Raw genomic sequence first — 25,919 nt, 5'->3', positions numbered from 1 at the left:
TTTGCGAACGCTTTGCCGGGCCCGGACGTTGTCCGGGAAACAGCGGACGAAGGAGATCGCCATGGGCCTGATGGACAACCTCAAGGGCAAGGCCGAGGAGCTCAAGGACAAGGCCAGCGAGTTCGCGGGCAAGCACAGCGACCAGATCGAGAAGGCCGTGGACAAGGCCGGCGGCGCGATCGACAAGGCGACCAAGGGCAAGTACAGCGACAAGATCGAGCACGGCGCGGACAAGGCCAAGGGCGCGGTCGGCGACTTCGCCCACAAGCCGAAGCCGGGCGGCGCGGAGCAGCCCCCGCAGTCCTGACCGGCCGTCCTGACCGGCAGTCCCGACCCGGCCGTTCCCGCCTCGCGGCCTGCCCCCGTCCGGGTCGGCTAGGACCAGGACGCCACGAAGTACCCGACCCCGTACGGCGCGTCCTGGTAGCCCAGCCGCCCGGTGAGGCCGGCGCCCTCCGCGGCGCCGGCCAGCACCTGCCAGGGCGCCCGGCCGTCGGCCTTGAGTTCGGCGGCCAGGCCGGGGTCCAGGGCGGCCAGGGCGGGCAGGTCGGCCGTGCCCAGGGCGGCGGCCAGGGCGGTGTCGAAGTCCTCGGCCCGCTCGTCCAGGTAGCCGGGCGCCTTCACCGAACGGCAGGCGCTGCCGTCGCCGAGCACCAGCAGGGCGACCCGGTCCGCGAGGCCGGCCAGGCCCTGGCCGAGGCCGAGCATCCGGTCCGCGGGGGCGTCCGCGGGCACCGCGCAGGCGTGCGTCGGCAGGCTCACCCCGGCGCGCTCCAGCAGCCAGGCGCCGACGGTCAGCGAGGGCGCCAGCTCCGGCCCCTCGACCCGCTCGCCGGGCAGCTTGGCGACCAGCGGCACGCCGTAGCGGTGGAAGGAACCGGCCCCGCCCTCGGTCCACACCTCGGCCGCCGGCCCGGTGCCGACCACCACGACCAGCTGCGGGGCGGCCTCGACCAGCGCGGCCAGCGCCTCGTCGCAGGCCGCGCGCAGGCCGTCCAGCTCGGGCGCGGCCCCGGCGGCGACCTCGGGGACGAGCAGCGGCGGACAGGGGCACACGGCGGCGGCTACCAGCATGCGGATCACTCTAGCCGGGAAGCCGAACGGCCCGGCCGGAGCTGGGGAGCTCCGGCCGGGCCGCCGTACGGACCGTGGCGTCAGTCGCCGCAGCAGGCCCCGCCCGCCGGCGCGGCGAGCGGCAGCTCGGCCGGGGCGCCGACCTTCGGCAGGCCCAGCATCACGCCGGCCGGCTTGGCGGCGGCCGCGGTCTGGCGCTTCTCCCAGGCGTCGCCGGCCCGGGTGCGGCGCACCGCGAGTGCCGGGCCCTCGGCGAGCAGGTGGTGCGGGGCGGCGTAGGTGATCTCGACGGTCACCATGTCGCCGGGGCGCAGCGGCTCCTCCGGGTTCGTGCTGTGCTCGTCGTTCGACCCTCGAAGACTCGGGTTGAAGTGCACCAGCCGGTTGTCGGGCGCGCGCCCGGAGAGCCGCCGGGTCTGGTCGTCCTTCTTGCCCTCGCCCTCGGCGACCAGGATCTCCAGGGTGCGTCCGACCTGCTTCTTGTTCTCCTCCCAGGAGATCTCCTCCTGGAGGGCGATCAGCCGGTCGTAGCGGGCCTGCACGACCTCCTTCGGCACCTGGTCCTCCATCTCCGCGGCGGGGGTGCCGGGGCGCTTGGAGTACTGGAAGGTGAAGGCGTTGGTGAAGCGGGCCTCGCGGACGACGTGCATCGTCTCCTCGAAGTCCTCCTCGGTCTCGCCGGGGAAGCCCACGATGATGTCGGTGGAGATCGCCGCGTCCGGCATCGCCTCGCGGACCTTGCGGATGATCCCGAGGAAGCGCTCCTGCCGGTAGGAGCGGCGCATCGCCTTGAGGACGCGGTCCGATCCCGACTGCAGCGGCATGTGCAGCTGGTGCATCACGTTCGGGGTCTCGGCCATCGCGGCGATCACGTCGTCGGTGAAGTCGCGCGGGTGCGGCGAGGTGAAGCGGATCCGCTCCAGGCCCTCGATCTGGCCGGCGGCGCGCAGCAGCTTGGAGAAGGCCTCGCGGTCGCCCAGGTCGGAGCCGTACGCGTTGACGTTCTGGCCGAGCAGGGTCACCTCGATGACGCCCTCGTCCACCAGCGCCTCGATCTCGGCGAGGACGTCGCCGGGGCGGCGGTCCTCCTCCTTGCCGCGCAGCGCGGGGACGATGCAGAAGGTGCAGGTGTTGTTGCAGCCGACCGAGATGGCGACCCAGGCGGCGTACGCGGACTCGCGGCGGGTCGGCAGCGTGGAGGGGAAGGTCTCCAACGACTCCAGGATCTCGACCTGGGCCCTGCGCTCGACCGCGGCCCGCTCCAGCAGCGCCGGCAGGTGGCCGATGTTGTGGGTGCCGAAGACCACGTCGACCCAGGGGGCGCGCTTGACGATGGTCTCGCGGTCCTTCTGCGCCAGGCAGCCGCCGACGGCGATCTGCATGCCCTTGTGGCGGGTCTTGACCGGCGCGAGCTGGCCGAGGTTGCCGTACAGCTTGTTGTCGGCGTTCTCGCGCACCGCGCAGGTGTTGAACACCACCAGGTCCGGGTCGCCCTCGGGCCCGGCCTTGACGTAGCCCGCGTCCTCCAGCAGGCCGGACAGCCGCTCGGAGTCGTGGACGTTCATCTGACAGCCGTGCGTGACGACCTTGTAGCTCTTCAATCCGCTCTCACCGCTCACCAGACCAGGGTACGGGCAGCGGCGAAGCGCTTTTCCCGGAGCTTCCACCCCCCGTTCCACTCCCGTTCGGCCGGAGCGCCTGGCAGTATCCCTGCATGGCCCACACCACCCCGTCCCGTCTCGGCGCCGCCGTCCGCGCCGCGGCCCGCAGCCCGTTGTGGCGGACGGTGCTGGTGCTGGTACTGCTGGTGGCCGGGTTCGGCGGCTGGTGGCTGTCGGCGGGCCGCTCGCCCGGGTACCCGCGCGGCGAGGTCCGCTTCGCCACCGGGGTGCAGCGCGGCGTCTACGACCGGTACGGACAACTGCTCCAGGCGCACGTCTCCCGGGCGATGCCGGGCGTACGGCTGGCGCTGGACAACTCCGAGGGCTCGGTGGACAACCTCACCCGGGTGATCGACGGCCGGGACACCTTCGCGATAGCCACCGCCGACGCGGTCGCCGACTACCAGCGCCCCGGCAAGGAGAAGCTGCGGGCGATCGCCCGGCTGTACGACGACTACCTGCAGCTGATCGTCCCGGCCTCCTCGCCGGTGCGCCGCACCGCCGACCTCAAGGGCCTGCGGGTCGGCGTCGGCCTGCCGCAGTCCGGGGTGAACCTGGTGACCAAGCGGCTGCTGGCCACCGCGGGACTGGATCCGGACCACGACATCGTCCCGGTGCCGAAGGGGATCGGCGAGGCCGCCGACGACCTGCGCGCGGGCAGGCTGGACGCCTTCTTCTGGTCCGGCGGCCTGCCCACCAGCGCGCTCACCGACCTCTCCGACCACTTCCCGATCCGGCTCGTGCCGCTGAGCGACCTCTCCGAGGCCCTGCACAACGCCGAGGGCGGCGGCACCGACGCCTACCGGGCGGCCACCATGCCCAAGGGCACCTACCCGAACGCCGAGCCCAAGGACGCCGTCGCCACGGTGGCCGTGCCCAACCTGCTGATCACCCGGGACGACGCGGACCCGGGCCTGGTCGAGGGCGTGACCCGCGCGGTGATCGACAGCCGGGACCAGATCGGCGCCCAGGTGCACGCCGCCCAGCTGGTCGACCTGCGCACCGCCGTCTACACCGACCCCCTGCCGCTGCACACCGGCGCGGCGCGCTACTACCGCTCGGTGAAGCCGTAGGGCCGCCCACACGGCTCCGGCCCGCACCTCCCCGGCCGCGGCGGCTCCCGAGCCCAACTCTCCGGCCGCGGCGGCTCCCGAGCCCAACTCTCCGGCCGCGGCTACTCCGGCCCGCATCTCCCCGGCCGCGGCTACTCCGGCCGCGGCACCGCCAGCGTCACCGCCAGCCCGGTCGGCGTGACCGGCGCGAAGCCGAGCGAGCCGCCGCCGGCCGCCAGCAGGGTGCGGGCGATGGACAGCCCGAGCCCCGACCCGTCCACGTTCTGGTGCCGCGGGCTGCGCCAGAACCGGTCCCCGGCCCGGGACAGCTCGTCCTCGGTGAGGCCGGGCCCGGCGTCGGTGACGGTCACCGCGACCTCGTCCCGGCGCACCGCGACCCGCAGCCGCACCTCGCTGCCGGCCGGGCTGAACTTGAGCGCGTTGTCCAGCACGGCGTCCAGGGCCGAGCCGAAGCCGATCGGGTCGGCCATTCCGATCGCCCGGGCCGGGCCCTCCCAGCGCAGTCCGATCCCGCACTGCTCCGCCGTCGGCCGCCAGGCGTCCACCCGGGCCAGGGTGAGCTCGGCGAGGTCGGTGCGCTCCGGTTCGGGGCGGGCGTGCTCGGCGGTGGCCAGTCCGAGCAGGTCGTCCAGCACCCGGGCCAGCCGGGCGCCCTCCTCCCGTACGCCGCTGAGCTCCTCCTCGTGGCCCTCGGGCAGTTCCAGGCCGAGAAGCTCGACCCGCAGCAGCAGCGCCGACAGCGGGTTGCGCAGCTGGTGCGAGGCGTCCGCGACGAAGGCCTTCTGCTGGTCCATGGCGAGCACCACGTGGTCCGCCATCTCGTTGAACGAGCGGGCCAGCCGCTGGAGTTCGGGCGGTCCGCCGCCGGGGGCGACCCGGGCGGCCATCCGGCCGGTGGCGATGTCGTGGGTGGCCCGGTCCAGGGTGCGCACCGGGCGCAGCACCCACTCGGTGAGCCGGACGGCGAGCAGCACGGCGACGATCATCGCGGCGGCCTCGCCGCCGCCGATCACCAGCCACTGGTGCAGCACCCGGGTGCGCAGCGCCTCGGTCGGGGACTCGCTCAGCACCACCGCGACCACGTCGCCGTCGCGCACCACCGGGGCGGCGACGGTGACCGTCCGGTCCGGCGTCCAGGGCCAGACCTGCGGCGGGTTGTGGCTGCGCCGCCCGTCCAGCGCCTCCTGGAAGGCCTGGGCGCCCCAGCCGCCGGCAGGCACCCGCCAGTCCTTCGGGGCGGCGGCGATCGGCTGGCCGTCGCGCTGGAAGATGCCCAGGCGCACGCCGTACAGGTCGTGGTAGCGGCGGACCTCGGCCTCGATGGCGCGCTTGCGGCTGAGGTCGCCCGGGGCGGGTTCCGGGTCGCCCTTGCGGGCGGAGTCGGCGGCGCCGGAGGTGGGCAGGTCCTGGGCGAGGCGGGCGGCGTCGTCGAGCCGGTCGACGACCACCTTGGTCTGCTCGGCCGCCGCGACCGCCGCCGCGAGCGGCAGCCCCAGGGCGGCCAGGACGCAGAGCATCAGGGCGATCAGGATGCCGAGCAGGCGGGTGCGCACGTGCGGTCAGTGCTCCGCGGGTGCGGGCGGGGCGGGTTCGGGCGCGGGGGCCGTCGGACGGTCGGGGATCAGCCGGTAGCCGACTCCGCGCACGGCCTCGACCAGGCCTGGCAGCGCCAGCTTGTTGCGCAGCGAGCCGATGTGCACCTCCAGGGTGCGCCCGTTGCCCTCCCAGCCGCTGCGCCAGACCTCGCTGAAGATCTGCTCTCGCCGGTAGACCACGCCCGGGCTCTGGGCGAGCAGCGCGAGCAGGTCGAACTCCTTGCGGGTGAGCGGCACGTCGCGGCCGTCCACGCTGACCCGCCGGCGCTCCCGGTCGATCCGGATGCCGCGGGACTCCAGCGGGCCGCGCTGCTGGGGCACGGTGTCGGTCGTGGGTGCAGGTACCGCGGCGGGGGCGGCGCCGCGGCGGGCCACGGCGTGGATGCGGGCGAGCAGTTCGCCCATGTCGTACGGCTTGGTGACGTAGTCGTCGGCGCCCAGGTTGAGGCCGTGGATCCGGGAGCGGACGTCGGCGCGGGCGGTGACCATGATCACCGGAACGCCGCTGCCCGCCCTGATCCGGCTGCACACCTCGAAGCCGTCGCGGTCGGGCAGCCCTAGGTCGAGCAGCACCACTCGGTACGGCTCGTTGCCGTCCGGCACCAGGGCGTCCAGCGCCTCGTGCCCGCTGCGGGCGTGCCGGACCTGGAAGCCGTGCCGGCCCAGCACCGCGACCAGCGCGGCGGCCACGCGTTCGTCGTCCTCGACGAGCAGCAGTCGCATCCTGTTCTCCTCCTTCCCCCACGTGATCACCCGTGATCACCGGGCCGATCGTTCAGGTCCCGGTCCTGCGCAGTATGGGCCAGTGAACGGCCCGACGCCAGGCTCGACCGCGCACCGGGCACGTGCGGAACGGGGAGCACCGGAACGGATTCCCGCTGTGACATGCCCCGTCGGCATCCGCACGAACAGCAGGTGGGCGCCGTGTGGCCGTTTCGTGATCCTCAAGTTCCGCTCAGATCGGCTGACGGCGCGCGGCCGCGGCTCCTAAGGTCGGCCCACCGGGGGCTGCGGCTCCGCCGGCCGCGGCCCCCGGATTTCGTACCACCATTGCCTCCCAAGGGAGTTGAGACTTCTCGGGCAGGCGTGATTCGACGACAGAGGGAGCAGGCGCGATGACCGAGAGCCCGGTCGAGGACTCCACCCCCGCAGCCGCCCCACTGGTCGTGCTGAGCAACGTCAACAAGCACTACGGCGCGCTGCACGTGCTGCAGGACATCGACCTGCGGATCGGCCAGGGCGAGGTGGTCGTGCTGATCGGCCCGTCCGGCTCGGGCAAGTCGACGCTCTGCCGGACGATCAACCGGCTGGAGACGATCGACTCCGGCACGATCACCATCGACGGCCGCCCGCTGCCGGACGAGGGCAGGGAACTGGCCCGGCTGCGCGCCGAGGTCGGCATGGTGTTCCAGAGCTTCAACCTGTTCGCGCACAAGACCGTGCTGGAGAACGTGGTCATCGGCCAGGTGAAGGTGCGCAAGGTGCCCCGCCCGCAGGCCGAGAAGACCGCCCGGGAGCTGCTGCAGCGGGTCGGTGTCGGCGCGCAGGCGGACAAGTACCCGGCCCAGCTCTCCGGCGGCCAGCAGCAGCGCGTGGCGATCGCCCGGGCACTGGCGATGAAGCCCAAGGTGATGCTCTTCGACGAGCCCACTTCGGCGCTGGACCCGGAGATGGTCAACGAGGTGCTGGAGGTCATGCGCCAGCTGGCCGCGGACGGCATGACGATGGTCGTGGTCACCCACGAGATGGGCTTCGCCCGCTCCGCCGCCAACCGCGTGCTGTTCATGGCCGACGGCAGGATCGTCGAGCAGAACACCCCGGACGCCTTCTTCACCGCGCCGCGCTCCGACCGCGCCAAGGACTTCCTCTCGAAGATCCTCCACCACTGACGCTCCGAGACCAGCGGGGCGCCTCCGGCATCGGCGCCGGAGGCCCTGCCCCGTGCCCGCCTTCCAGACGCCAGAGCCCGGTTGACACCGCGGCCCACCCCCAGGAGAACCTCATGAGGACTTCCCGCACCCTCGCCGTCGCGCTCTGTGCCGTCGCGCTCACCGCCACCGCCGCCTGCGGCAAGGACGGCAAGCCCGGCGCCACCGCCGCGAGCAGCGGCGCCGCCGCCCCGGCGCTGCCGAGCTACACCGTCAAGACCGACGTCAAGGTCGACTCCGCGGTCCTCGCCGAGGCCAAGAAGCGCGGCCAGCTGATCATCGGCGCCAAGGCCGACCAGCCGAACCTGGGCTGGGAGGACGTGGCCAGCGGCGACCGCAGCGGCTTCGACATCGAGATCGCCAAGATGATCGCCGCCGACCTCGGCTTCACCCCGCAGCAGATCAAGTGGCAGACCCTGGTCTCCTCGCAGCGCGAGCCGGCCATCGCCAAGGGCCAGATCGACTTCTACGTCGGCACCTACAGCATCAACGACGAGCGCAAGAAGAGCGTCTCCTTCGCCGGCCCGTACTACATCGCCGGCCAGGACCTGCTGGTGAAGGCCGACAACACCTCGATCACCGGCCCGGAGAGCACCGGCGGCAAGAACGTCTGCACCGCCACCGGCTCGACCTCGATCAAGAACATCCAGCAGTACAACCCGAAGGTCACCCAGTTCGACACCTACTCGGCCTGCGTCGAGAAGCTGATGTCCGGCGAGGTCGACGCGGTCACGACCGACGACGCGATCCTCAAGGGCTACGCCTCCAAGTACGCCCCCAAGCTCAAGGTGGTCGGCAAGCCGTTCACCAAGGAGAACTACGGCGTCGGCCTCAACAAGGACGACAAGGCCCTGCGCGACGCGATCAGCGACGCCCTCAAGGCCCACGAGGACAACGGCGACTGGAAGAAGGCCTACGACGCCACCCTGGGCGCCTCCGGCTCCCCGGCGCCCGAGGTCCCCGCCCTCGAGCGCTACTGATCCGCCCGCCGTACGTCGGTTTCCCGACCATGAGTTGAGAGGAGGGCCGCCGGATGGGGTTCCTGTTCGAGGACGACAACTTCGCGTTGTTCCGCGACGGCTTCCTACAGACGATCGAGGTGAGCGCGCTCAGCGCGCTGCTCGCCCTGCTGCTGGGCACCCTGCTGGCGGCCTTCCGGGTCTCCCCGGTGCCGGTCCTGCGCGCCTTCGGCACCACCTGGGTGACGCTCTTCCGCAACACCCCGCTGACCCTGCTGTTCTTCGCCGTCACCTTCGGGCTGCCGCCGCTGGGCGTGCACTTCAGCCACCTGGCGTTCGCGGTGCTGGCGCTCGGCGCGTACACCGCCTCGTTCGTCTGCGAGGTGATCCGCTCCGGCATCAACACCGTGCCGCTCGGCCAGGCGGAGGCCGCCCGCAGCCTCGGCATGGGCTTCGGCCAGACCCTCACCCTGGTCGTCCTGCCGCAGGCCGCCCGGACCGTCCTGGGCCCGATGAGCAGCGTGTTCATCGCCCTTCCGAGGAACTCGGCGATCGCCGGCGCGTTCAGCGTCCCCGAGCTGTACAGCGCCCAGCAGACCTTCTCCGAGCGCGGCTACTCGATCTTCGCCATCTTCTTCTGGGTGGCCTGCGCCTACCTGCTGATCAGCGCGACGGTCGCCACGTTCTTCCGCTTCCTGGAATCCCGACTGGCGGTGGCCCGATGAGCGAGCGAACGATCGAACGGCGCGCACGGGCGAACGCCCCTGCCGAGCGCAGCGAGGTGGGCGCATGAGCATGTTCCAGCGCCAGGCTTCCGCCAGCGTCCTCTACGACACCCCCGGCCCGAAGGCCCGCACCCGCAACCGCGCGCTCGGCGTCCTCTCGGTGCTCGCCATCGCGGGACTCCTCTGGTACGTCTTCAGCGCGCTGAACGACAACGGCCAGTTCGACCCCGGTCTCTGGGACGCCTTCCAGTACACCTACGTCCAGCAGCAGATCGTGGACGGCCTGCTGTCCACCCTGGAGGCCTTCGGGCTGGCCGCGGCGTTCTCGCTCACGCTGGGCGCCCTGCTGGCGGCCGGTCAGCTCTCCGACCACCGGCCGGTCCGCTGGGTCTGCACGGCCTTCACCCAGTTCTTCCGGGCGATGCCGCTGCTGATCCTGATCGTCGGGCTCTACTACGCCTTCTTCGCCCAGCAGCCGATGTGGGCGCTGGTGCTCGGCCTCACCCTCTACAACGGGGCGGTCCAGGCCGAGATCATCCGCAGCGGCGTCAACGCCGTCCCGCGCGGCCAGGGCGAGGCGGCGTACGGGCTCGGCATGCGCAAGACGCAGGTGATGACGTCGATCCTGGTGCCGCAGGCCGTCCGCTCGATGCTGCCCTCGATGATCGGCCAGCTGGTCGTCACCCTCAAGGACACCTCGCTCGGCTTCATCATCACCTACCACGAGCTGCTGTTCGTCGGGAAGGCCCTCGCCAGCCAGCCGATCAACGCCGCGGGCTTCCCCTACATCCCCGTGGTGCTCGTGATCGGCCCGATCTACATCGCGATGTGCCTGCTGTTGACCGCGCTCGCACGCTGGATCGAAGCACGCGGCCGTCGCGGCGCGAACCGGCGCACTTCGGCTTCTGCTTGACGGACACGCAGGTGAACTGTTGCATTGCTCTTCGTGACACCTCCCGGGAGCATCCACACGGCATATGCGGCAGCGGTAACTGACGCCGGCCGATCGGCCGGTTCGTGCCCGGAGGTTCCCTCATGGACCCGGTGATCGTGGTCGGGGCCGGACCGGTCGGTCTGGCCCTGGCCCTCGCCCTGGCCCGGCACGAGGTGCCCGCCATCGTCCTGGACGAGGGCTCCGGGCTCTGCCCCGAAGGCCCCCGCAGCCTCGTACTCGGCGCCGACACCGCCGCCTTCCTGACCCGGATCGGCTACTCGCGGGCCGTCTCGGACTCCGCGCTGTGGGACTCCTTCGCCGTCTGGCGCCGCCGCCAGGAGATGCTGCGGATCGACCTCACCGACTCGCCCACCTTCCACCTGCCCCAGCACCGCCTCCAGCGCGGGCTGCGCGACGCCCTGACCGGCACCCCGCTGATCCGGCTGGTCCCGCTCAACCGGGTCGTCGAACTCGAACAGGACCGGGACGGCGTCAGCATCCGCACCACGGGCACCCAGGACGGCTCCACGACCTGGTGGCGCGGCAGCCACCTGGTCGGCTGCGACGGCGCGAGATCCAGCGTCCGCAAGCTCCTGAAGATCCGTTTCCCCGGCCGCCCGGCGGTCGACCGCAACGCCATCGCCACCGTCCGGGTCGACCTGCCCTTCGACGGCGCCCGGCTGCACCGCGAGCCCCCGTGGCGCGGCGACCGCGAGGCCTCCGCCCGCCCGCTGCCGGACGGTGTCTGGCGGCTCGACTGGCGGCTGCCCCCCGGCCGCCCCGCCGCCACCGAGACGGTGGACCCGCACGCCACCTGGCCCGGCATCGTCACCGGCGACACCCTGCTCAACCGGGTCACCTCCACCCTCACCGGCTGGTGCGGCGAACTGCCCCGCTTCGAGCTGCTGGCCGCCGCCGACCACACCGCCCAACAGCGGCTCGCCGCCCGCTTCCGGGTCGGCCGCTGCTTCCTGGCCGGCGACGCCGCCCACCTGCACGGCGCCCTCGGCATGCAGAACCTCGTGGACGGGCTGCGCGACGCCGACAACCTCGCCTGGCGGCTCGCCCTCGCCTGGCACCTCCACTCCGGCGGCCCGCAGCCCGGCGGCGCCCTGCTGGACGGCTACGAGGCCGAGCGGCGCGGGGCGGTCGGCGCCCGACTGCGCGCGGTCGACCAGTCCATGCCGCTGCTGCGCCCGCTGCGCGGCTGGCAGCAGACCCGGCGCTCACTGCTGGTCGGCGGCTTCCGCAAGCACGCCCCGCTGCTCGCCGACGGCCAGCTCGGCACCGGCCGGTTCGGCGGCGCGCCCGCCTACCCGGCGGCGCCCTCCGGCGTCCCCGGCCGGGTCCCGGCGCAGCGCGGCACGCGCGGCACCACCTCGCTCAGCGAGCTGCTGCCCGCCACCGCCCCCGGCGTGCTCGTCCCGGACCTGCCGGTGCTCGCCGACGACGGCACCCCCGACCACCTGCACGCCCGGCTCGGCACCGCCTTCCTGCTGCTGCTGGTCGCCCCCGGCACCGCCGTCTGGTCCTCCGAGCACTGGCTCGGCGCCGGCCTGATGCCCCGCCTCGCCGAAGTCGCCGCCGCGCTGCCCGTCCCCGCCGAGGTGCTGGTCACCGAGGACTACCCGGGCGCCGGCCCGCACACCGTCCTGCTGATCCGCCCGGACGGCCACCTGGTCGGCGTCACCCAGGGCGCCGTCGCCGAGGACCTCCTCGCCCTCGCCGACCGCGCCCGCGGCGGCCCGGCCACCCTCACTCCGGCCCCCGACCCGTCCGACCGGCCCGCGGCCCGGCAGGTGGACTCCCCGAGCCAGGGCGTCTCCTAGAGCCAGGGCGTCTCCTAGGAAGGCCGCCTAGCCCGCCACCGCCGTGGCCCGGCTCTCGCGGACCACCGTCACCCGGATCCGGCCCGGGTAGGTCAGCTCGGTGGAGACCTGGCGGGCGACCTCGCGGGCGATCAGTTCCGCGCCGAGGTCGTCCACCGCGTCCGGACGGACCATCACCCGCACCTCCCGACCGGCCTGCATCGCGTACACCTCGGCGACGCCCTCGTGCGAGCGCGCGATCTCCTCCAGCCGCGCCAGCCGCCGGACGTACAGCTCCAGCGACTCCTTGCGCGCGCCCGGCCGGCCGCCCGAGCAGCCGTCCGCGGCCTGGGTCAGCACGGCCGTCACGGTGCGCGGGTCGACCTCGTTGTGGTGGGCGGCGATCGCGTGCACGACCTCGGGGGACTCGTCGTACCGCCGGGCGAGCTCCGCGCCGATCGCGGCGTGGCTGCCCTCGGACTCGTGGGTGAGCGCCTTGCCGATGTCGTGCAGCAGCGCCGCGCGCCGCACCGGCTCCGGGTCCACCCCGAGTTCGGCGGCCATCATCCCGGCCAGGTGCGCGGACTCCAGCAGATGCCCGAGCACGTTCTGCCCGTACGACGCCCGGTAGCGCAACGAGCCCAGGGTGCGGACGAGTTCGGGGTGCATCCCGCCGATCCTGGCCTCCAGCAGGGCGTCCTCGCCGGCCCGGACGCAGCGCTGTCCGACCTCCTCGCGGCTGCGCTCGTGCAGGTGCTCGATCCTGCTCGGGTGGATCCGGCCGTCCTCGACCAGCTGCTCCAGGGTGAGCCGGGCGGTCTCCCGGCGGACCGGGTCGAAGCAGGACAGCTGCACCGACGCGGGGGTGTCGTCGACGATCAGGTTCACGCCGGTGACCGCCTCGAAGGCACGGATGTTGCGGCCCTCGCGGCCGATGATCCGGCCCTTGATGTCCTCGTTCGGCAGCCGCAGGACGGTGACGACGCTCTCCGCGGTCTGCTCCGTCGCCAGCCGCTGGACCGCCCCGGCGACGATGTCCCGGGCCCGGCGCTCGCCCTCCTCCCTGGCCTCGCGCTCGATCTCCCGGACGGTGACGGCGGCCTCCCGCCGGGCCGACTCCGTGGCCTCCCGCAGGAGTTCGGCGCGGGCCTGCTCGGCGGAGAGCCCTGCGGCCCGTTCCAGCGCCCTCACCCGGCGGGTGACCAGTGCCTCGGCCTCGCCCCGGGAGCGCTCCAACTCGGCCGAACGCTCCGCCAGTTCGTCCTCCCGGCGGCGCAGCCTGCGCAGTTCCTCGGCCAGGTCCCCCTCGCGGCGGGCGAGTTCGGCCCGCTGCCCGGCGGTCTGCTCCTCGGCCCACCGACGGGCCCGCTCGGCCTCGGCCGGCGCGCCGCTCCGGGCCGCCCGGAGCCGTCTGACCGCCAGCCCGGCGGCCACCGCGAGCGCCAGCAGGAGCAGCGCGGCCGATCCGGCGATCGACACCAGCGAGCCACTCGGGCCGGTGCCCGCAGAGATCCCCATTGCCGCCCACTCCCCCGTCGCCGCACGGGGTGCCGTCCACAGGCCCCCCTGGCGCTGAAGGCGAGGCTAGGTGGGGGTCACGAAACGGTCAAGAGTTGACCTGGTTCACTCCAAGACGCCTACAGAACTGCCACTACTCCCGACCCGACGGTTCACACTGCTCCTCCTCCAGCGCGCCGCGCACCACCCGGAACGCCAGCCCCTCGGAGTAGCCGCGGCGGGCCAGCATCCCCACCAGCCGCCGGGTGCGCACCTGCGGGTCCAGCCCCCGGGTGGACCGCAGCTTGCGCTCGACCAGCGCCCTGGCCGCGTCCGTCTCGTCGTCGTGGTCGAGCTGGGCGACGGCCCGCTCGACCAGGTCGGCGGCGACGCCCTTGGTGCGCAGCTCCTGGGCCAGTGCCCGCCGGGACAGGCCCCGGACGGCGTGCCGGGACTCCACCCAGGCCGCGGCGAAGGCCGCGTCGTCGATCAGCCCGACCTCTTCGAGCCTGGTGAGCACCTCGTCGGCGACCTCCTCCGGGATCTCCCGCTTGCGCAGGGCGTCGGCGAGCTGCTTGCGGGTCTTGGCGGCGCCGGTCAGCAGCCGCAGGCAGATGTCCCGGGCGCGGCTCTCCGGATCGGCCGACTCCTCGGCCTGCTTCCGGGAGGCGCGGCCGGCGTCCTCCTCCCCGGCGCGCCCGGTGGCGCCACGGCCCCGGCGCCCGCCACGACGGGCGGCCGAGGCGGCCGCACCCTCGCGATCGGCCGCCTCGGCCCCGCCGCGGCCGCTCGCCACGGCCGTCGGTGTCGAAGCGGCCCCCCCGACCGCTTCGGATTCCTCGGCCGCGAGGGCCGAGCGCCGCCGGCGACGGCCGGTGGGCAGCTCGGAGGCGGAGACCAGGCCGAGCGCCTCGACCGAAGGCTCCGCCGGCTCCGGCCCGGACGCGGCGCCGCGCACCGCCCGGGTCGGAGCCCGGTCGAGCTCGGGCTCGGGGCCGGAGGCCCACTGCGCGATGGACCGCCGGCCGCGCCGGGGGCGCGCTCCCCTGGGCGCCTCGGCCACCGGCTCGGGCTCCTCCGCGACCGCGGCGAACCAGTCCGGCGGCCCGTAGTCGTCGTCCTCCGGGCCGCCGCCCGCCCTGTCGTGCTGCGTCAACGGCTCAGGCCTTGGCCGCCGCCGTCTTCTTCGCCGCGGCCGTCTTGGTGGCGGTCGCGGTGATCGGCTTGGCGGCACCGTCGGCGGCGGCCTCGGCCCCGGCCTCGGCCGGCTCCTCCACCTTCGGGCCGATGCCGAGCTTGCCCTTGATCTTCCGCTCGATCTCGTCGGCGAGCTGCGGGTTGTCCCGCAGGAAGTTGCGGGCGTTCTCCTTGCCCTGGCCGAGCTGGTCGCCCTCGTAGGTGTACCAGGCACCAGACTTGCGGATGAAGCCGTGCTCCACGCCCATGTCGATCAGGCCGCCCTCGCGGCTGATGCCCACGCCGTAGAGGATGTCGAACTCGGCCTGCTTGAACGGCGCGGCGACCTTGTTCTTGACCACCTTGACGCGGGTGCGGTTGCCGACCGCCTCGGTGCCGTCCTTCAGGGTCTCGATCCGGCGGATGTCGAGGCGGACCGAGGCGTAGAACTTCAGCGCGCGGCCACCGGTCGTGGTCTCCGGCGAACCGAACATCACGCCGATCTTCTCGCGCAGCTGGTTGATGAAGATCGCGGTGGTGTTCGACTGGTTCAGCGCACCGGCGATCTTGCGCAGCGCCTGGCTCATCAGTCGGGCCTGCAGACCGACGTGCGAGTCGCCCATCTCGCCCTCGATCTCGGCGCGCGGGACGAGCGCCGCGACCGAGTCGATGATCACCAGGTCGATCGCGCCGGAGCGGATCAGCATGTCGGTGATCTCCAGCGCCTGCTCACCGGTGTCCGGCTGGCTGACCAGCAGGGCGTCGGTGTCCACGCCGAGCTTCTTGGCGTACTCGGGGTCGAGCGCGTGCTCCGCGTCGACGAACGCGACCGTGCCGCCGGCCTTCTGGGCGTTGGCGGCCAGGTGCAGGGTCAGAGTGGTCTTGCCGGAGGACTCGGGGCCGTAGATCTCGATCACTCGGCCGCGCGGGATGCCGCCAACCCCGAGGGCGACGTCCAGGGCGGTGGACCCGGTGGAGATCACCTCGACCGGCTCGTTGGCCTTCTCGCCGAGGCGCATCACCGAGCCCTTGCCGAACTGCCGCTCGATCTGGGCGAGAGCGGTCTCCAGGGCCTTCTCGCGGTCCGTACCTGCCATGGCTTTTTCCCTCGGGTTCTGTGCTGTGCGCTTCATCGTCCTCGACGCTAGCGCGTCCCACTGACAAACGAGCCCGATCGGACCCGGCCTGTGGAAAACTCCACGCCGGAGAGTACAAAGAACATCTGTTCGATTCAAGCGTCGCACGTCCGGCCCACGCCGCCCCCGGGACACCCCGGGGACGGCGCCTCCGAATCACTCCCCGCGCCTCGCCCCGTCGCCGGCGACCATCCGGCGCAGCCGCCGGGCCGCCTCCCGGCGCAGCTCCCGCCGGACCCTGCGCTGCTCGCCCCGGTCGATCCGCGGGTCGGTGGCCACCTCGTACCGTCGGACGTACGTCCCCACGAAGCCCTGGAGCGTCGCCGCCGCCGGGATCGCGATCACCGCGCCCACCGCGCCGAGCAGTGCCGCCCCCGCGATCACCGAGCCGAAGGCCAGCGCCGGGTGCACGTCCACCGTCCGCGCGGTGATCCGCGGCTGCAGCAGGTAGTTCTCGATCTGCTGGTAGACCACCACGAAGCCGAGCACCCAGAGCGCGTCCACCGGATCCACCGTCAGCGCCACCAGCACCGGCAGCGCCCCGGCCAGATAGGTCCCGATGGTCGGCACGAACTGCGACATGACGCCCACCCAGACCGCCAGCGCCGCCGCGTACGGCAGGCCGAGCAGTTCGAACATCACCCAGTGCCCGGCGGAGGACACCACCGCGAGCAGTGCCCGGGAGTACAGGTAGCCGCCGGTCTTGGCGAGCGCGATCTCCCAGGCGCGCAGCACCTCGCCCTGCTTCGCGGGCGGCAGCATCGAACAGACCGTCCGGCGCACCCGCGGCCCCTCGGCGGTGAAGTAGAAGGTGAACAGCCCGACCGTGAAGGCCTGGAAGAGCCCGCCGATCAGGGTGGAGGAGACACCCCAGACGTTGTCGGCGGCCTGCTGGACGTAGCTCTCGATGGCCCCGGAGTCCTTGAGCAATCGATTCTGCAGCTCACCCAGCGAGAGCTCCTGGTGGAAGGTCCGGTTGATCCACCCGATCAGACTGTCGACCAGGTGCGGCAGGTCACCGGCGATCTTCGCCACCTGGTCGACCAGCAGCGTGCCGAGCGCGGCGAGGAACCCCACCACCGCCACCCCGACCGCCACGAACACCAGGAAGGTCCCGACGCCCCGGCGCACCCCCCGCGCCGCCATCCGGTCCACGGCCGGCTCCAGCGCCAACGACAGGAAGAACGACACCAGCAGCATCACGAACAGGTCGATCAGCTGCCGGAACGCCCAGTCGGCGAGCTGGAACAGCCCCACCAGCACCAGGAACAGCACCATCGCCCGCGGCAGCCAACGCGGCATCCCGCCCCACGGTCCCCCGCCCGCCGGGGCACCGTCGGTGTCCCGGTCCGAATTCTTCTGTTCCGCGCTATTTGTCACCCGGACAGTCTGTCCCATGCCGCCCGGAGGCCGGCACTCAGCGCAGCGACCCGGAGACGCCCTGGGTGTCGCAGACCACCCGCCAGACGTCCTTGGCCTCCCAGCCCGCCTCCAGCGCCTGCCGCACCGTCCGCCCGCCCAGTTCGCTCATCACGTGGTCGGTCGCGAACGACTCCGCGTACGCCTCCCCGAAGTGCGCGTACATCCGTCGCCAGAACTCCGTCAGCCTCATGCCCCAAGTATCCCGGACCGGGCCCGCCACTCCTCGGCCGTCACCGCGTACTCGACCTCACCGTGCTCGCTCCCCGGGATCATCTCCGGATAGTCCTCGTGGAACGTGCGGACGAACGACAGCCCGCTCTTCTCCATCACCCGCCGGGAGCCCGCGTTCACCGCCATCGTGTACGCCACCACCCGCTCCACCCCCAGCTCCGCGAACCCGCGCCGGACCAGTGCCCGCGCGCCCTCCGTCGCGTACCCGCGCCCCCACGCGGCCCGCCGCAACCGGTAGCCGAGCTCGACCTCGCCCCGCTCCCCCTCGCGCGTCGGCCGGAACTCGAACCACCCCAGGAACGCCCCGCCGCACCGCTCCTCGGCCGCCCACCACCCGAGATCGCCGTACCGCCGGTAGTGCTCCAGGAACAGCGGCAGCACCTCCTCCTCGAGCCACTCCCGCGCGCTCGGCTTCCCCCCGGTCAGGAAGCGCATGACCTCCGGATCGCCGTCCAGCTCCACCAGCCGGTCCAGGTCCGCCGGTGTGAAGCGCCGCAACAGCAACCGCTCCGTCGCCAGGAACACGGCCCCACCCGAATCATCCATGCCCCGATCCTCACCCCCGCCCCACCACCCCGTCACCCGCTTTTCCGCCGGCGCCCGCCCCCGGTCAACGGGGCAGCGCCACCAGCCCCGCCCCGAAGTACCGCCGCTCCCCGCACCCCGGAGCCGCCACCGGACACCCCGCCACCGCTCCCCTCGCCAACAACCCCGCCAGCTCGTCCGCCCCCAGCTCCGGATGCGACGCCGCCGCGACCGCCACCGCCCCGGTCACATGGGCGGCCGCCATCGAGGTCCCCGCCAGCGCCGCGTACTGCCCCTCCGGCCAGTCGGAGACGATCGCCCCGTGCGGCCCGCCGTCCGGATCGCCGCCCGGGGCGGCCAGCGAGACCCGCCCGCGCCCGTAGTTGGAGTACGCCGCCGGGTGCCCGTCCCGGTTGACCGCGGTGACGGTCACCACCCCGGGCAGCTCGCCGGGCAGCCGTACGCACTCGGTGCCCAGGTGGCGGACGAGCGCCGGCCCCGACAGCCGGTCGTTGGGGCTCCGGTCGTCGGTCCGCGAGGCACCGAGGTCCTGCCCGTCGTTGCCCGCCGAGGCGACCACCACCGCGCCCTTGCGCCGGGCGTACCCCGCGGCCCGCCCGACGGCCGCGATCAGCGCGGCCTGGTCCCGCTCCTCCGGGCAGTTGTACTTCCACGGGTCGGCGAAGTAGCTGTTGTTGATCGCCCTGGCCCCGTGGTCGGCGGCCCAGAGCATGCCGCAGACGATGTTCTCCGCGTAGTACTGGCCGAGCGGCCCGAGCAGCCGGACGGCGGCGATCCGCACCCCCGGAGCGACCCCGGTGACCCCGCGGCCGTCCCTGGCGGCCCCGACGATCCCGGCGACGTGGGTGCCGTGGCCGCTCTCGACCACCCCGGCTTCGGGCCGCCAGGCGCCGGTGCGGCCGTCGGGCCGACCGTCCGCGCAGGAGGCGGAGGCCTTCGGATCGACGGCGGCGCGCAGGTCCGGGTGGGTGTCGTCGACCCCGGAGTCCAGCACCGCGACCAGCACCTTGCGCAGCGCGTCGGGGCTCGGCACGCCACCGCCGGACAGCGCCGAGGCGTCCCCCGTCCGGGCGGCGGTGCCCCCGACCATGGCGATGTTCCAGGCGTCACCCTCCCCCGGATCGGGCACCGTCTGGGTCCCCGCGTCCGCCCGGTCGCCGCCCCGTCTCCCGCCGGGCCCCGCGCCCGCGCGCGCCCCCGCGGCCGTCGCCGCCGTGAAGCCCCCCGCCCCCGCCACCGCCCGCGGCGGCGCGACCACCGGCGCGGTCCTGGTCGCGCCGACGGCGGCGATCCCGGGCCGGGCCCGCACCCGGTCGGCGAACGGCCCGGTCGCGTACACCAGCACGGCCCCGATCTGCGGGTACTCCTGGACCACCTGCCCGCCCGCCGCCCGGCTCTCCGCCCCGGCCCGGGCCGCACCGGCGGCGTCCTCGCCCTCGGCCAGCACCAGGTAGCTGAGGTACGCCCGCCCAGGACCGGACACGTACGGAACGGCGCCCCCCACCACGAGCGCGGTGAGCAGCATCGCGAGCAGCGCCCGGGCGGGCCCGCGGACCCGGCGGCGCCGGGCGGTCCCGCCCGACGAGTGCGCCTGCACCATCGCACGGTCTCCGCTCGTCGGTCCGGTCGGTCACGGATGGATCAAGCATCCGATTCCTCACCATATGAGCGGATCATCACTTCCGCTCCCCGGCTTGCACCCCTCTCGGCCCCCGTCCCGCCGCACCCCCCGCATGTCAGTCCCACCCGGCACCATGGGGGCATGGCGTCCCAGCACCCGACCCCGTCCACCCCCGACCCCCTGGCCGGCTTCGCCCCGGCCACCCGGGCCTGGTTCACCGGTGCCTTCTCCGCCCCCACCAGCGCCCAGGCCGAGGCCTGGCAGGCCATCCAGCGGGAGACGGACGTCCTGGTCGTCGCCCCCACCGGCTCCGGCAAGACGCTGGCCGCCTTCCTCTCCGCCCTCGACCGCCTCAGCAACACCCCTCCCCCCGCCGAGCCCAGGCGCCGCTGCCGGGTCCTCTACGTCTCTCCTCTCAAGGCCCTCGCGGTGGACGTCGAACGGAACCTGCGCGCCCCCCTGGCCGGCCTGCGCCAGGCCGCCGTCCGGCTCGGCCTGCCCGAGCCCGAGGTCCAGGTCGCCATCCGCTCCGGCGACACCCCGGCCGCCGACCGCCGCCGCTTCGCCACCCACCCGCCGGACATCCTGATCACCACCCCCGAGTCGCTGTTCCTGCTGCTCACCTCCGCCTCCCGGGAGGCCCTGCGCGGAGTGGACACCGTGATCCTGGACGAGGTGCACGCCGTCGCCGGCACCAAGCGCGGCGCGCACCTCGCCCTCAGCCTGGAGCGGCTGGACGAACTGCTGGACCGTCCGGCCCGCCGGATCGGCCTGTCCGCGACGGTCCGCCCGGTCGAGGAGGTGGCCCGCTTCCTCAGCCCCCGGCGCGGCGCCACCGTGGTCCAGCCCGCCGCCGCCAAGGAGTTCGACCTCTCGGTGGTCGTCCCGGTCCCCGACCTGGACGACCTGCCCGCCGCCCCGGCCGCCGACGGCAGCCCCGGCACCGCCGCCGGCGGCGACCCGCAGCGACAAGCCTCCATCTGGCCGCACGTCGAGGAGCGGATCGTCGACCTGGTCGAGTCGCACCGCTCGACCATCGTGTTCGCCAACTCCCGCCGGCTGGCCGAGCGGCTGTGCAACCGGCTGAACGAGATCGCCCACGAGCGCGCCACCGGCACCGCGATCCCCGAGGCGCACGCCCCGGCCGAGCTGATGGGCGGCTCGGGGGCGGCCAGGGGCGCGCCCCCGGTCATCGCCCGGGCCCACCACGGCTCCGTCTCCAAGGAGCAGCGGTCGCTCGTCGAGGAGGAGTTGAAGGCCGGCCGGCTGCCCGCCGTGGTCGCCACCTCCAGCCTGGAGCTGGGCATCGACATGGGCGCCGTCGAGCTGGTCGTCCAGGTCGAGTCCCCGCCCTCGGTCGCCTCCGGTCTGCAGCGCGTCGGCCGGGCCGGCCACCAGGTCGGCGCCGTCTCCACCGGCGTCTTCTTCCCCAAGTACCGGGGGGACCTCGTCCAGTCCGCCGTGGTCACCGAGCGGATGCGGGCCGGCCGGATCGAGGCGCTGCGCATCCCGCGCAACCCGCTGGACGTGCTCGCCCAGCAGTTGGTCGCGATGACGGCCCTGGACGCCTGGCCGGTGGACGACCTGCTCGCCGTGGTCCGTCGGGCCGCCCCCTTCGCGTCCCTCCCGCAGTCCGCCTTCGACGCCGTGCTCGACATGCTGGCGGGCCGCTACCCCTCGGACGCCTTCGCCGAGTTGCGCCCCCGCCTGGTCTGGGATCGGGTGGCCGGCACGGTGACCGGCCGCCCCGGCGCCCAGCGCCTGGCCGTCACCTCCGGCGGCACCATCCCCGACCGCGGGCTGTTCGGCGTCTTCATCGCCGGGGCCGACCCGAAGAAGGGCGGCGGCCGCGTCGGAGAACTCGACGAGGAGATGGTCTACGAGTCCCGCGTCGGCGACGTGTTCACCCTCGGCACCACCTCCTGGCGGATCGAGGAGATCACCCACGACAAGGTGCTGGTCACCCCCGCCCCCGGCGTCCCCGGCCGGCTCCCGTTCTGGAAGGGCGACGCCCTCGGCCGTCCGCTCGAACTCGGCCGCGCCCTCGGCGCCTTCACCCGCGAACTGGGCACCCTGCGGCCCGAGGCCGCCACCGAGCGCCTCAAGCAGGCCGGCCTGGACGACTGGGCCGCCGCCAACCTGCTGGACTACCTGGCCGAGCAGCGCGCCGCCTGCGGCCACCTCCCGGACGACCGCACCATCGTGGTCGAGCGCTTCCGGGACGAGCTCGGCGACTGGCGGATCGTCATCCACTCCCCCTTCGGCGCCCAGGTGCACGCCCCCTGGGCGCTCGCCCTCGGTGCCCGGCTGCGCGAGAAGCACGGCCTGGACCCCCAGGTCATGCACGCCGACGACGGCATCGTGCTCCGCCTGCCCGACGCCGACCTGCTGGCCCTCGACTTCGACTTCGCCGGCCCCGCGGAGCCGTCGAGCCGGTTCGGCGGCCCCTCGGACGAGTCGGGCCGGGACGAGGCCCCGGTCGGCGCCGACGCCGCCCTGTTCGACCCCGGCGAGATCGAGCAGCTGGTCACCGACCAGGTCGGCGGCTCCGCCCTGTTCGCCTCCCGCTTCCGGGAGTGCGCCGGCCGCGCCCTGCTGCTCCCCCGCCGCAGCCCCGGCCGCCGCACTCCGCTCTGGCAGCAGCGCCAGCGCGCCGCCCAGCTGCTCGAAGTCGCCTCCGAGTACGGCTCGTTCCCGATCGTCCTGGAGGCCGTCCGGGAGTGCCTGCAGGACGTCTTCGACGTCCCCGGCCTGGTCGAGCTGATGGGCGATCTGGAGTCCCGCGCCGTCCGCCTGGTCGAGGTCACCACCCCGGAGCCCTCGCCCTTCGCCCGCTCGCTGCTGTTCGGCTACGTCGCCCAGTTCCTCTACGAGGGGGACTCCCCGCTCGCCGAGCGCCGCGCCGCCGCCCTCTCGCTCGACTCCCGGCTGCTGTCCGAACTCCTCGGCCAGGCCGAGCTGAGCGAACTGCTCGACCCCCAGGTGCTCACCGAGCTGGAGGCCGAACTCCAGCGCCTCACCCCCGAGCGCCGGATCAGGGACGCCGAGGGCGTCGCCGACGCCCTGCGCCTGCTCGGCCCGCTCTCCGAGGCCGAGTTGACCCTCCGCGGCGCCGAGCCGCTCTGGGCCCTGGAGCTGGAGGCGGCCCGCCGGGTGATCCAGGTCCGGATCGCCGGCGAGCAGCGCTGGGCCGCGATCGAGGACGCCGGACGGCTGCGCGACGCGCTGGGCACCCCGCTGCCGGTCGGCGTCCCGGAGGCCTTCACCGAGCCGGTCAAGGACCCGCTGGGCGATCTGATCGCCCGTCACGCCCGCACCCACGGCCCGTTCACCGCCGCCGAGGCCGCCGCCCGCTACGGCCTCGGCACCGCCGTGGTCACCGGCACCCTGCACCGCCTGACCGCCGCGGGCCGCCTGGTCCAGGGCCGGTACCTCCCACCCGCCGCCCACCCGTCGCCGGAAGCGCTTCGCGCCGCCCCTCTTGAGCACACCGCCCCCGAGTGGTGCGACGCCGAGGTGCTGCGCCGGCTGCGCCGCCGCTCGCTGGCCGCTCTGCGCCAGGAGGTCGAACCGGTCCCGCCGCGCGCCCTGGCAGCCTTCCTGCCGCAGTGGCAGCACCTGGCCGGCCACCGGCTGCGCGGCCCGGACGGCCTGCTGCGCGTGGTCGAACAGCTCCAGGGCACCGCCCTGCCCGCCTCCGCGCTGGAGAAGCTGGTCCTCCCCGCCCGGCTCACCGACTACGCGCCCGGGCTGCTGGACGAGTTGATGGCGGCCGGAGAGGTCGGCTGGTGCGGGGCCGGCGCCCTGCCCGGCAAGGACGGCTGGCTCAGCCTGCACCTCGCCGAGAACGCCCACCTGCTGCGCCCCGAGCCCGTGCCGCCCACGCTCACCCCGGTGCACAGCGCCCTGATGTCCGCACTGGCCGGCGGCTACGGCCTGTTCTTCCGCCAACTCGTCCAGCAGCTCCCGGAGGAGACCTCCGAGCCGGAGGTCGTCGAGGCGCTCTGGGACCTCGTCTGGGCGGGCTACGTCACCAATGACACCCTCGCCCCGCTGCGCGCCCTGCTGGGTTCGGGCCGGACGGCGGGCGCCACCGCCCACCGGGCGCCCCGGTCCACCCCGCGCGGCCGCTACGGCGGTGCCGGCCGGGCCTTCGGCCGGGTCGGCGGCGCCCTGCGCGGCGGCCCGCCGACGGTGGCCGGGCGCTGGTCGCTGCTGCCCGCCTTCGCCGCCGACCCGACGGTCCGGGCCACCGCCCAGGCGCAGAACCTGCTGGACCGGCACGGCCTGCTCACCCGGGGCACGGTGGCGGCCGAACGGGTGCCCGGCGGCTTCGCCGGGGTCTACCGGGTGCTCGCCGCGATGGAGGAGCGCGGCCGGGCCCGCCGGGGGTACTTCGTCGAGGGCCTGGGCGGCGCCCAGTTCGCCATGGAGGGCGCGGCCGACCGGCTGCGCTCGGTGAACGGCAGGCTGGAGCGGGCCCGGGCCGCCGAGTGGCCGGCCGCCCCGGCCGGCGAGCCGCCGCAGACGCTGGTGCTGGCCGCCGCCGATCCGGCCAACGCCTACGGCGCCGCCCTGCCCTGGCCCGAACCGCCCACCGCCCGCGGCGGCAGGGAGTCCACGGCCCACCGCCCGGGCCGCAAGGCGGGCGCCCTGGTGGTCCTGGTGGACGGCGAGCTGGCGCTGTACGTCGAGCGCGGCGGGAAGTCCCTGCTGGCCTGGCCCGAGGACGAGGCCACCCGGGCGTTGGCGGCCGGGGCGCTCGCGGCCGCCGTCCGGGAGGGCGCCCTGGGCAGCGTCACGGTCGAGCGGACCAACGGCGAACCCGCCCTGGGTTCGGCCCTCGGCCGCGCCCTGGAGGAGGCCGGCTTCCACGCCACCCCACGCGGCCTGCGGCTGCGCCCCTGAACCGACGAACCGCCGGGACACGGAAAAGGCCGGGGCCGCGGGGTCGAGAACCCCGCGGCCCCGGCCACGTCGAATCACCCGATCGGCGGCGGCTGCGCCTCCACCGGTCCCACCGGCTCCGCGCACGGGCGCCGGGACGGTCCGGTCGCGTTCCAGTCGGCGTGGACCGGGATGAGACCGAGCCCCCAGCCGCCGGCCGCGAGCAGTCCCAGCACCGCACCGTCGGTCAGCTGCCCCCGGACCACCAGGAGCCACCAGGCGAGCCCGGCCACCGAGACCGCCAGCGCCCACCGCACCGGACGCCGTCCCCGGAGGAACAGCGGCGCCCGGGCCAGTATTCGGGCCGTCGGGCGCGTCTGCGCGTCTGTTCGCACGACCGCCCTCCCTTCGCTCGCCCCGGACAGGGGCGCCCGGGAGTCGAGGCCGGGATCAGGCGGCGACCACGTCCATCGCGGCGGCCTTGGGCGAGAGGTTCGCCCGGTCGGTGCCGGGGGCGGGCAGCGGAACCGGTTCGAGTACCGGCCTCAGCAGATCACCTTCGGAGAGGGTGGCCATCGCCGCAAGTTCGGCGAGCGACAGTTCGTCGCTGACCTCGCGCATGACCTCGGACATCCGGACGTCGAGCGCGTCGCAGATGGCGGAGAGCAGCTCCGAGGAGGCCTCCTTCTGTCCCCGCTCGACCTCGGAGAGGTACCCGAGCGAAACCCTGGCGGCCGCCGACACCTCGCGGAGTGTGCGGCCCTGGCGCTGGCGCTGCCGACGCAGTACATCGCCCAGTAGGCGACGGAGCAGGATCATCGGTGCCTCCCTCCTCGGACTGCGGATCGAGATGTCACGACCCCACCGTACCGCCTTGCCCGCTTCGCGTGCGGGGACCCTGGTCGTGTTCACTCTGGGCTGCAAGGCCGTCCCCCTCCTCGTTCCGGTGTCGCACCCGGGTTCGCGGGTCCGTCGTGGTACCCGTCGCGACCCGCCCCGCCACCGTCATGCAACTCGTTCGCCACCTGGTTTCTGCCCAACCAGGGTGTTGGATGTAACACGATCCTCCAGCTGTCCCGTACCCGCGCGCCGGACCGGCGGGTCCCGCTCCGGTGGAGCCCTCCCCTAGGACTCCTGGCGTGCGAAGCGATCGACCAGCAGCTCCAGCGCGGCGGTCACCGCCCCGTGACGGATTGTGGCACGACCGCCCGACAGCAGGGGCGAACTGACCAGAGTTCCCCCCGGGCCGGCGACCGCCAGGTGTACGGTGCCGACCGGCTGTCCGTCCTGCGGGTCGGGCCCGGCCACTCCGGTCGTCGCGAGCCCGTACGTGGCCCCCAGCAGCCCGCGCACGCCCTCGGCCATCTGCCGGGCCACCACCGGGTGGACCGGCCCGTACACGTCCAGCAGGCCCTCGTCCACCCCGAGCACCGAGGCCTTCAGCTCGGTCGCGTACGCGGTGACCGAGCCCCGGAAGGTCGCGGAGGCCCCGGGGACGTCCACCAGCGCCGCGGCCAGCAGACCTCCGGTCAGCGACTCGGCGACGGCCAGCGTGCCGCCCTCGGCGCGCAGCGCGGCGTGCGCCAGCTCGGCCAGCCGGAAGTCCCGCTCCACCGCACCCTGCTCCGCCACGTCCCGCTCCGCCA

Annotated in this window: 22 protein-coding genes; 8 read left to right on the top strand and 14 right to left on the bottom strand. The window is 74.1% G+C overall.

The window, feature by feature from the left end:
* The first annotated feature begins 61 nt into the window (after positions 1–61).
* The gene (locus ACWDBE_RS29870) at positions 62–307 is read left to right on the top strand and encodes an antitoxin (RefSeq protein ID WP_449791077.1); all 246 of its coding nucleotides are present in this window, start codon (positions 62–64) and stop codon (positions 305–307) included.
* Between the two features lie 68 nt (positions 308–375).
* Here ACWDBE_RS29870 and ACWDBE_RS29865 read toward each other — a convergent pair whose 3' ends face one another.
* Both ACWDBE_RS29865 and miaB read right to left on the bottom strand, forming a co-directional pair.
* On the bottom strand, positions 376–1,074 hold the full coding sequence (locus tag ACWDBE_RS29865; RefSeq protein ID WP_449809569.1) for a class III extradiol dioxygenase subunit B-like domain-containing protein: 699 nt from the start codon (positions 1,072–1,074) through the stop codon (positions 376–378).
* Between the two features lie 80 nt (positions 1,075–1,154).
* On the bottom strand, positions 1,155–2,693 hold the full coding sequence (gene miaB / locus ACWDBE_RS29860) for a tRNA (N6-isopentenyl adenosine(37)-C2)-methylthiotransferase MiaB (protein WP_449791075.1): 1,539 nt from the start codon (positions 2,691–2,693) through the stop codon (positions 1,155–1,157).
* 95 nt (positions 2,694–2,788) lie between these two features.
* On the opposite strand from miaB, the gene ACWDBE_RS29855 reads away from it, so the two are divergent.
* A complete protein-coding gene (locus tag ACWDBE_RS29855; protein ID WP_449791074.1) occupies positions 2,789–3,808 on the top strand; it encodes a TAXI family TRAP transporter solute-binding subunit in 1,020 nt (339 codons plus the stop codon).
* A gap of 131 nt (positions 3,809–3,939) precedes the next feature.
* Here ACWDBE_RS29855 and ACWDBE_RS29850 read toward each other — a convergent pair whose 3' ends face one another.
* Positions 3,940–5,361, bottom strand: a complete 1,422-nt coding sequence (locus tag ACWDBE_RS29850; protein WP_449791073.1) for a sensor histidine kinase — start codon at positions 5,359–5,361, stop codon at positions 3,940–3,942.
* Between the two features lie 6 nt (positions 5,362–5,367).
* The gene (locus ACWDBE_RS29845; protein WP_449791072.1) at positions 5,368–6,126 is read right to left on the bottom strand and encodes a response regulator transcription factor; all 759 of its coding nucleotides are present in this window, start codon (positions 6,124–6,126) and stop codon (positions 5,368–5,370) included.
* Between the two features lie 392 nt (positions 6,127–6,518).
* Between ACWDBE_RS29845 and ACWDBE_RS29840 the strand changes: the two genes are divergently transcribed.
* The 5 genes from ACWDBE_RS29840 (at position 6,519) to ACWDBE_RS29820 (ending at position 11,778) form a co-directional block, all read left to right on the top strand.
* Complete coding sequence (locus ACWDBE_RS29840; protein WP_402411541.1) at positions 6,519–7,292, top strand: amino acid ABC transporter ATP-binding protein; 774 nt, start codon at positions 6,519–6,521, stop codon at positions 7,290–7,292.
* 113 nt (positions 7,293–7,405) lie between these two features.
* Complete coding sequence (locus ACWDBE_RS29835; protein WP_449791071.1) at positions 7,406–8,311, top strand: glutamate ABC transporter substrate-binding protein; 906 nt, start codon at positions 7,406–7,408, stop codon at positions 8,309–8,311.
* A 53-nt stretch (positions 8,312–8,364) separates the two neighbouring features.
* Positions 8,365–9,015: an amino acid ABC transporter permease gene (locus ACWDBE_RS29830; protein ID WP_449791070.1), complete on the top strand. Its 651-nt coding sequence runs from the start codon at positions 8,365–8,367 to the stop codon at positions 9,013–9,015.
* Positions 9,016–9,079: 64 nt separating this feature from the next.
* Positions 9,080–9,928 carry an amino acid ABC transporter permease gene (locus ACWDBE_RS29825; RefSeq protein WP_449791069.1) on the top strand — a complete coding sequence of 283 codons (849 nt, stop codon included), beginning with the start codon at positions 9,080–9,082 and terminating at the stop codon, positions 9,926–9,928.
* A gap of 122 nt (positions 9,929–10,050) precedes the next feature.
* The gene (locus ACWDBE_RS29820; protein ID WP_449791068.1) at positions 10,051–11,778 is read left to right on the top strand and encodes an FAD-dependent monooxygenase; all 1,728 of its coding nucleotides are present in this window, start codon (positions 10,051–10,053) and stop codon (positions 11,776–11,778) included.
* A gap of 27 nt (positions 11,779–11,805) precedes the next feature.
* Here ACWDBE_RS29820 and rny read toward each other — a convergent pair whose 3' ends face one another.
* The 7 genes from rny to ACWDBE_RS29785 all read right to left on the bottom strand — a co-directional run bounded on the left by rny (position 11,806) and on the right by ACWDBE_RS29785 (position 19,365).
* Positions 11,806–13,275 (bottom strand): ribonuclease Y, encoded by a 1,470-nt coding sequence (rny, locus tag ACWDBE_RS29815; RefSeq protein ID WP_449809568.1) that lies wholly within the window; start codon positions 13,273–13,275, stop codon positions 11,806–11,808.
* 133 nt (positions 13,276–13,408) lie between these two features.
* Complete coding sequence (gene recX / locus ACWDBE_RS29810) at positions 13,409–14,410, bottom strand: recombination regulator RecX (protein ID WP_449809567.1); 1,002 nt, start codon at positions 14,408–14,410, stop codon at positions 13,409–13,411.
* A gap of 4 nt (positions 14,411–14,414) precedes the next feature.
* Entirely contained in the window at positions 14,415–15,527 is a 1,113-nt protein-coding gene (gene recA, locus ACWDBE_RS29805; RefSeq protein ID WP_449791065.1) for a recombinase RecA, read from the bottom strand.
* Positions 15,528–15,722: 195 nt separating this feature from the next.
* Positions 15,723–16,868: an AI-2E family transporter gene (locus ACWDBE_RS29800; protein ID WP_449809566.1), complete on the bottom strand. Its 1,146-nt coding sequence runs from the start codon at positions 16,866–16,868 to the stop codon at positions 15,723–15,725.
* Positions 16,869–16,983: 115 nt separating this feature from the next.
* A complete protein-coding gene (locus ACWDBE_RS29795) occupies positions 16,984–17,178 on the bottom strand; it encodes a DUF3046 domain-containing protein (protein ID WP_449791063.1) in 195 nt (64 codons plus the stop codon).
* A complete protein-coding gene (locus ACWDBE_RS29790) occupies positions 17,175–17,765 on the bottom strand; it encodes a GNAT family N-acetyltransferase (RefSeq protein WP_449791062.1) in 591 nt (196 codons plus the stop codon). The genes ACWDBE_RS29795 and ACWDBE_RS29790 overlap by 4 nt, the downstream gene beginning before the upstream one ends.
* 64 nt (positions 17,766–17,829) lie before the next feature.
* On the bottom strand, positions 17,830–19,365 hold the full coding sequence (locus tag ACWDBE_RS29785) for a S8 family serine peptidase (protein ID WP_449809565.1): 1,536 nt from the start codon (positions 19,363–19,365) through the stop codon (positions 17,830–17,832).
* A gap of 162 nt (positions 19,366–19,527) precedes the next feature.
* On the opposite strand from ACWDBE_RS29785, the gene ACWDBE_RS29780 reads away from it, so the two are divergent.
* Positions 19,528–24,294, top strand: coding sequence for a DEAD/DEAH box helicase (locus ACWDBE_RS29780; protein WP_449809564.1), 4,767 nt, complete (start codon positions 19,528–19,530; stop codon positions 24,292–24,294).
* Positions 24,295–24,368: 74 nt separating this feature from the next.
* Here ACWDBE_RS29780 and ACWDBE_RS29775 read toward each other — a convergent pair whose 3' ends face one another.
* The 3 genes from ACWDBE_RS29775 to ACWDBE_RS29765 all read right to left on the bottom strand — a co-directional run bounded on the left by ACWDBE_RS29775 (position 24,369) and on the right by ACWDBE_RS29765 (position 25,905).
* Positions 24,369–24,668 carry a hypothetical protein gene (locus ACWDBE_RS29775; RefSeq protein ID WP_449809563.1) on the bottom strand — a complete coding sequence of 100 codons (300 nt, stop codon included), beginning with the start codon at positions 24,666–24,668 and terminating at the stop codon, positions 24,369–24,371.
* A gap of 55 nt (positions 24,669–24,723) precedes the next feature.
* On the bottom strand, positions 24,724–25,092 hold the full coding sequence (locus ACWDBE_RS29770) for a helix-turn-helix domain-containing protein (RefSeq protein ID WP_350739875.1): 369 nt from the start codon (positions 25,090–25,092) through the stop codon (positions 24,724–24,726).
* Positions 25,093–25,398: 306 nt separating this feature from the next.
* Positions 25,399–25,905: a CinA family protein gene (locus tag ACWDBE_RS29765; protein ID WP_449809562.1), complete on the bottom strand. Its 507-nt coding sequence runs from the start codon at positions 25,903–25,905 to the stop codon at positions 25,399–25,401.
* Between the last annotated feature and the right edge of the window lie 14 nt (positions 25,906–25,919).

The sequence above is a fragment of the Kitasatospora sp. NPDC001132 genome, from assembly GCF_053598415.1.
This window is presented reverse-complemented; position numbering and strand designations above follow the sequence as displayed.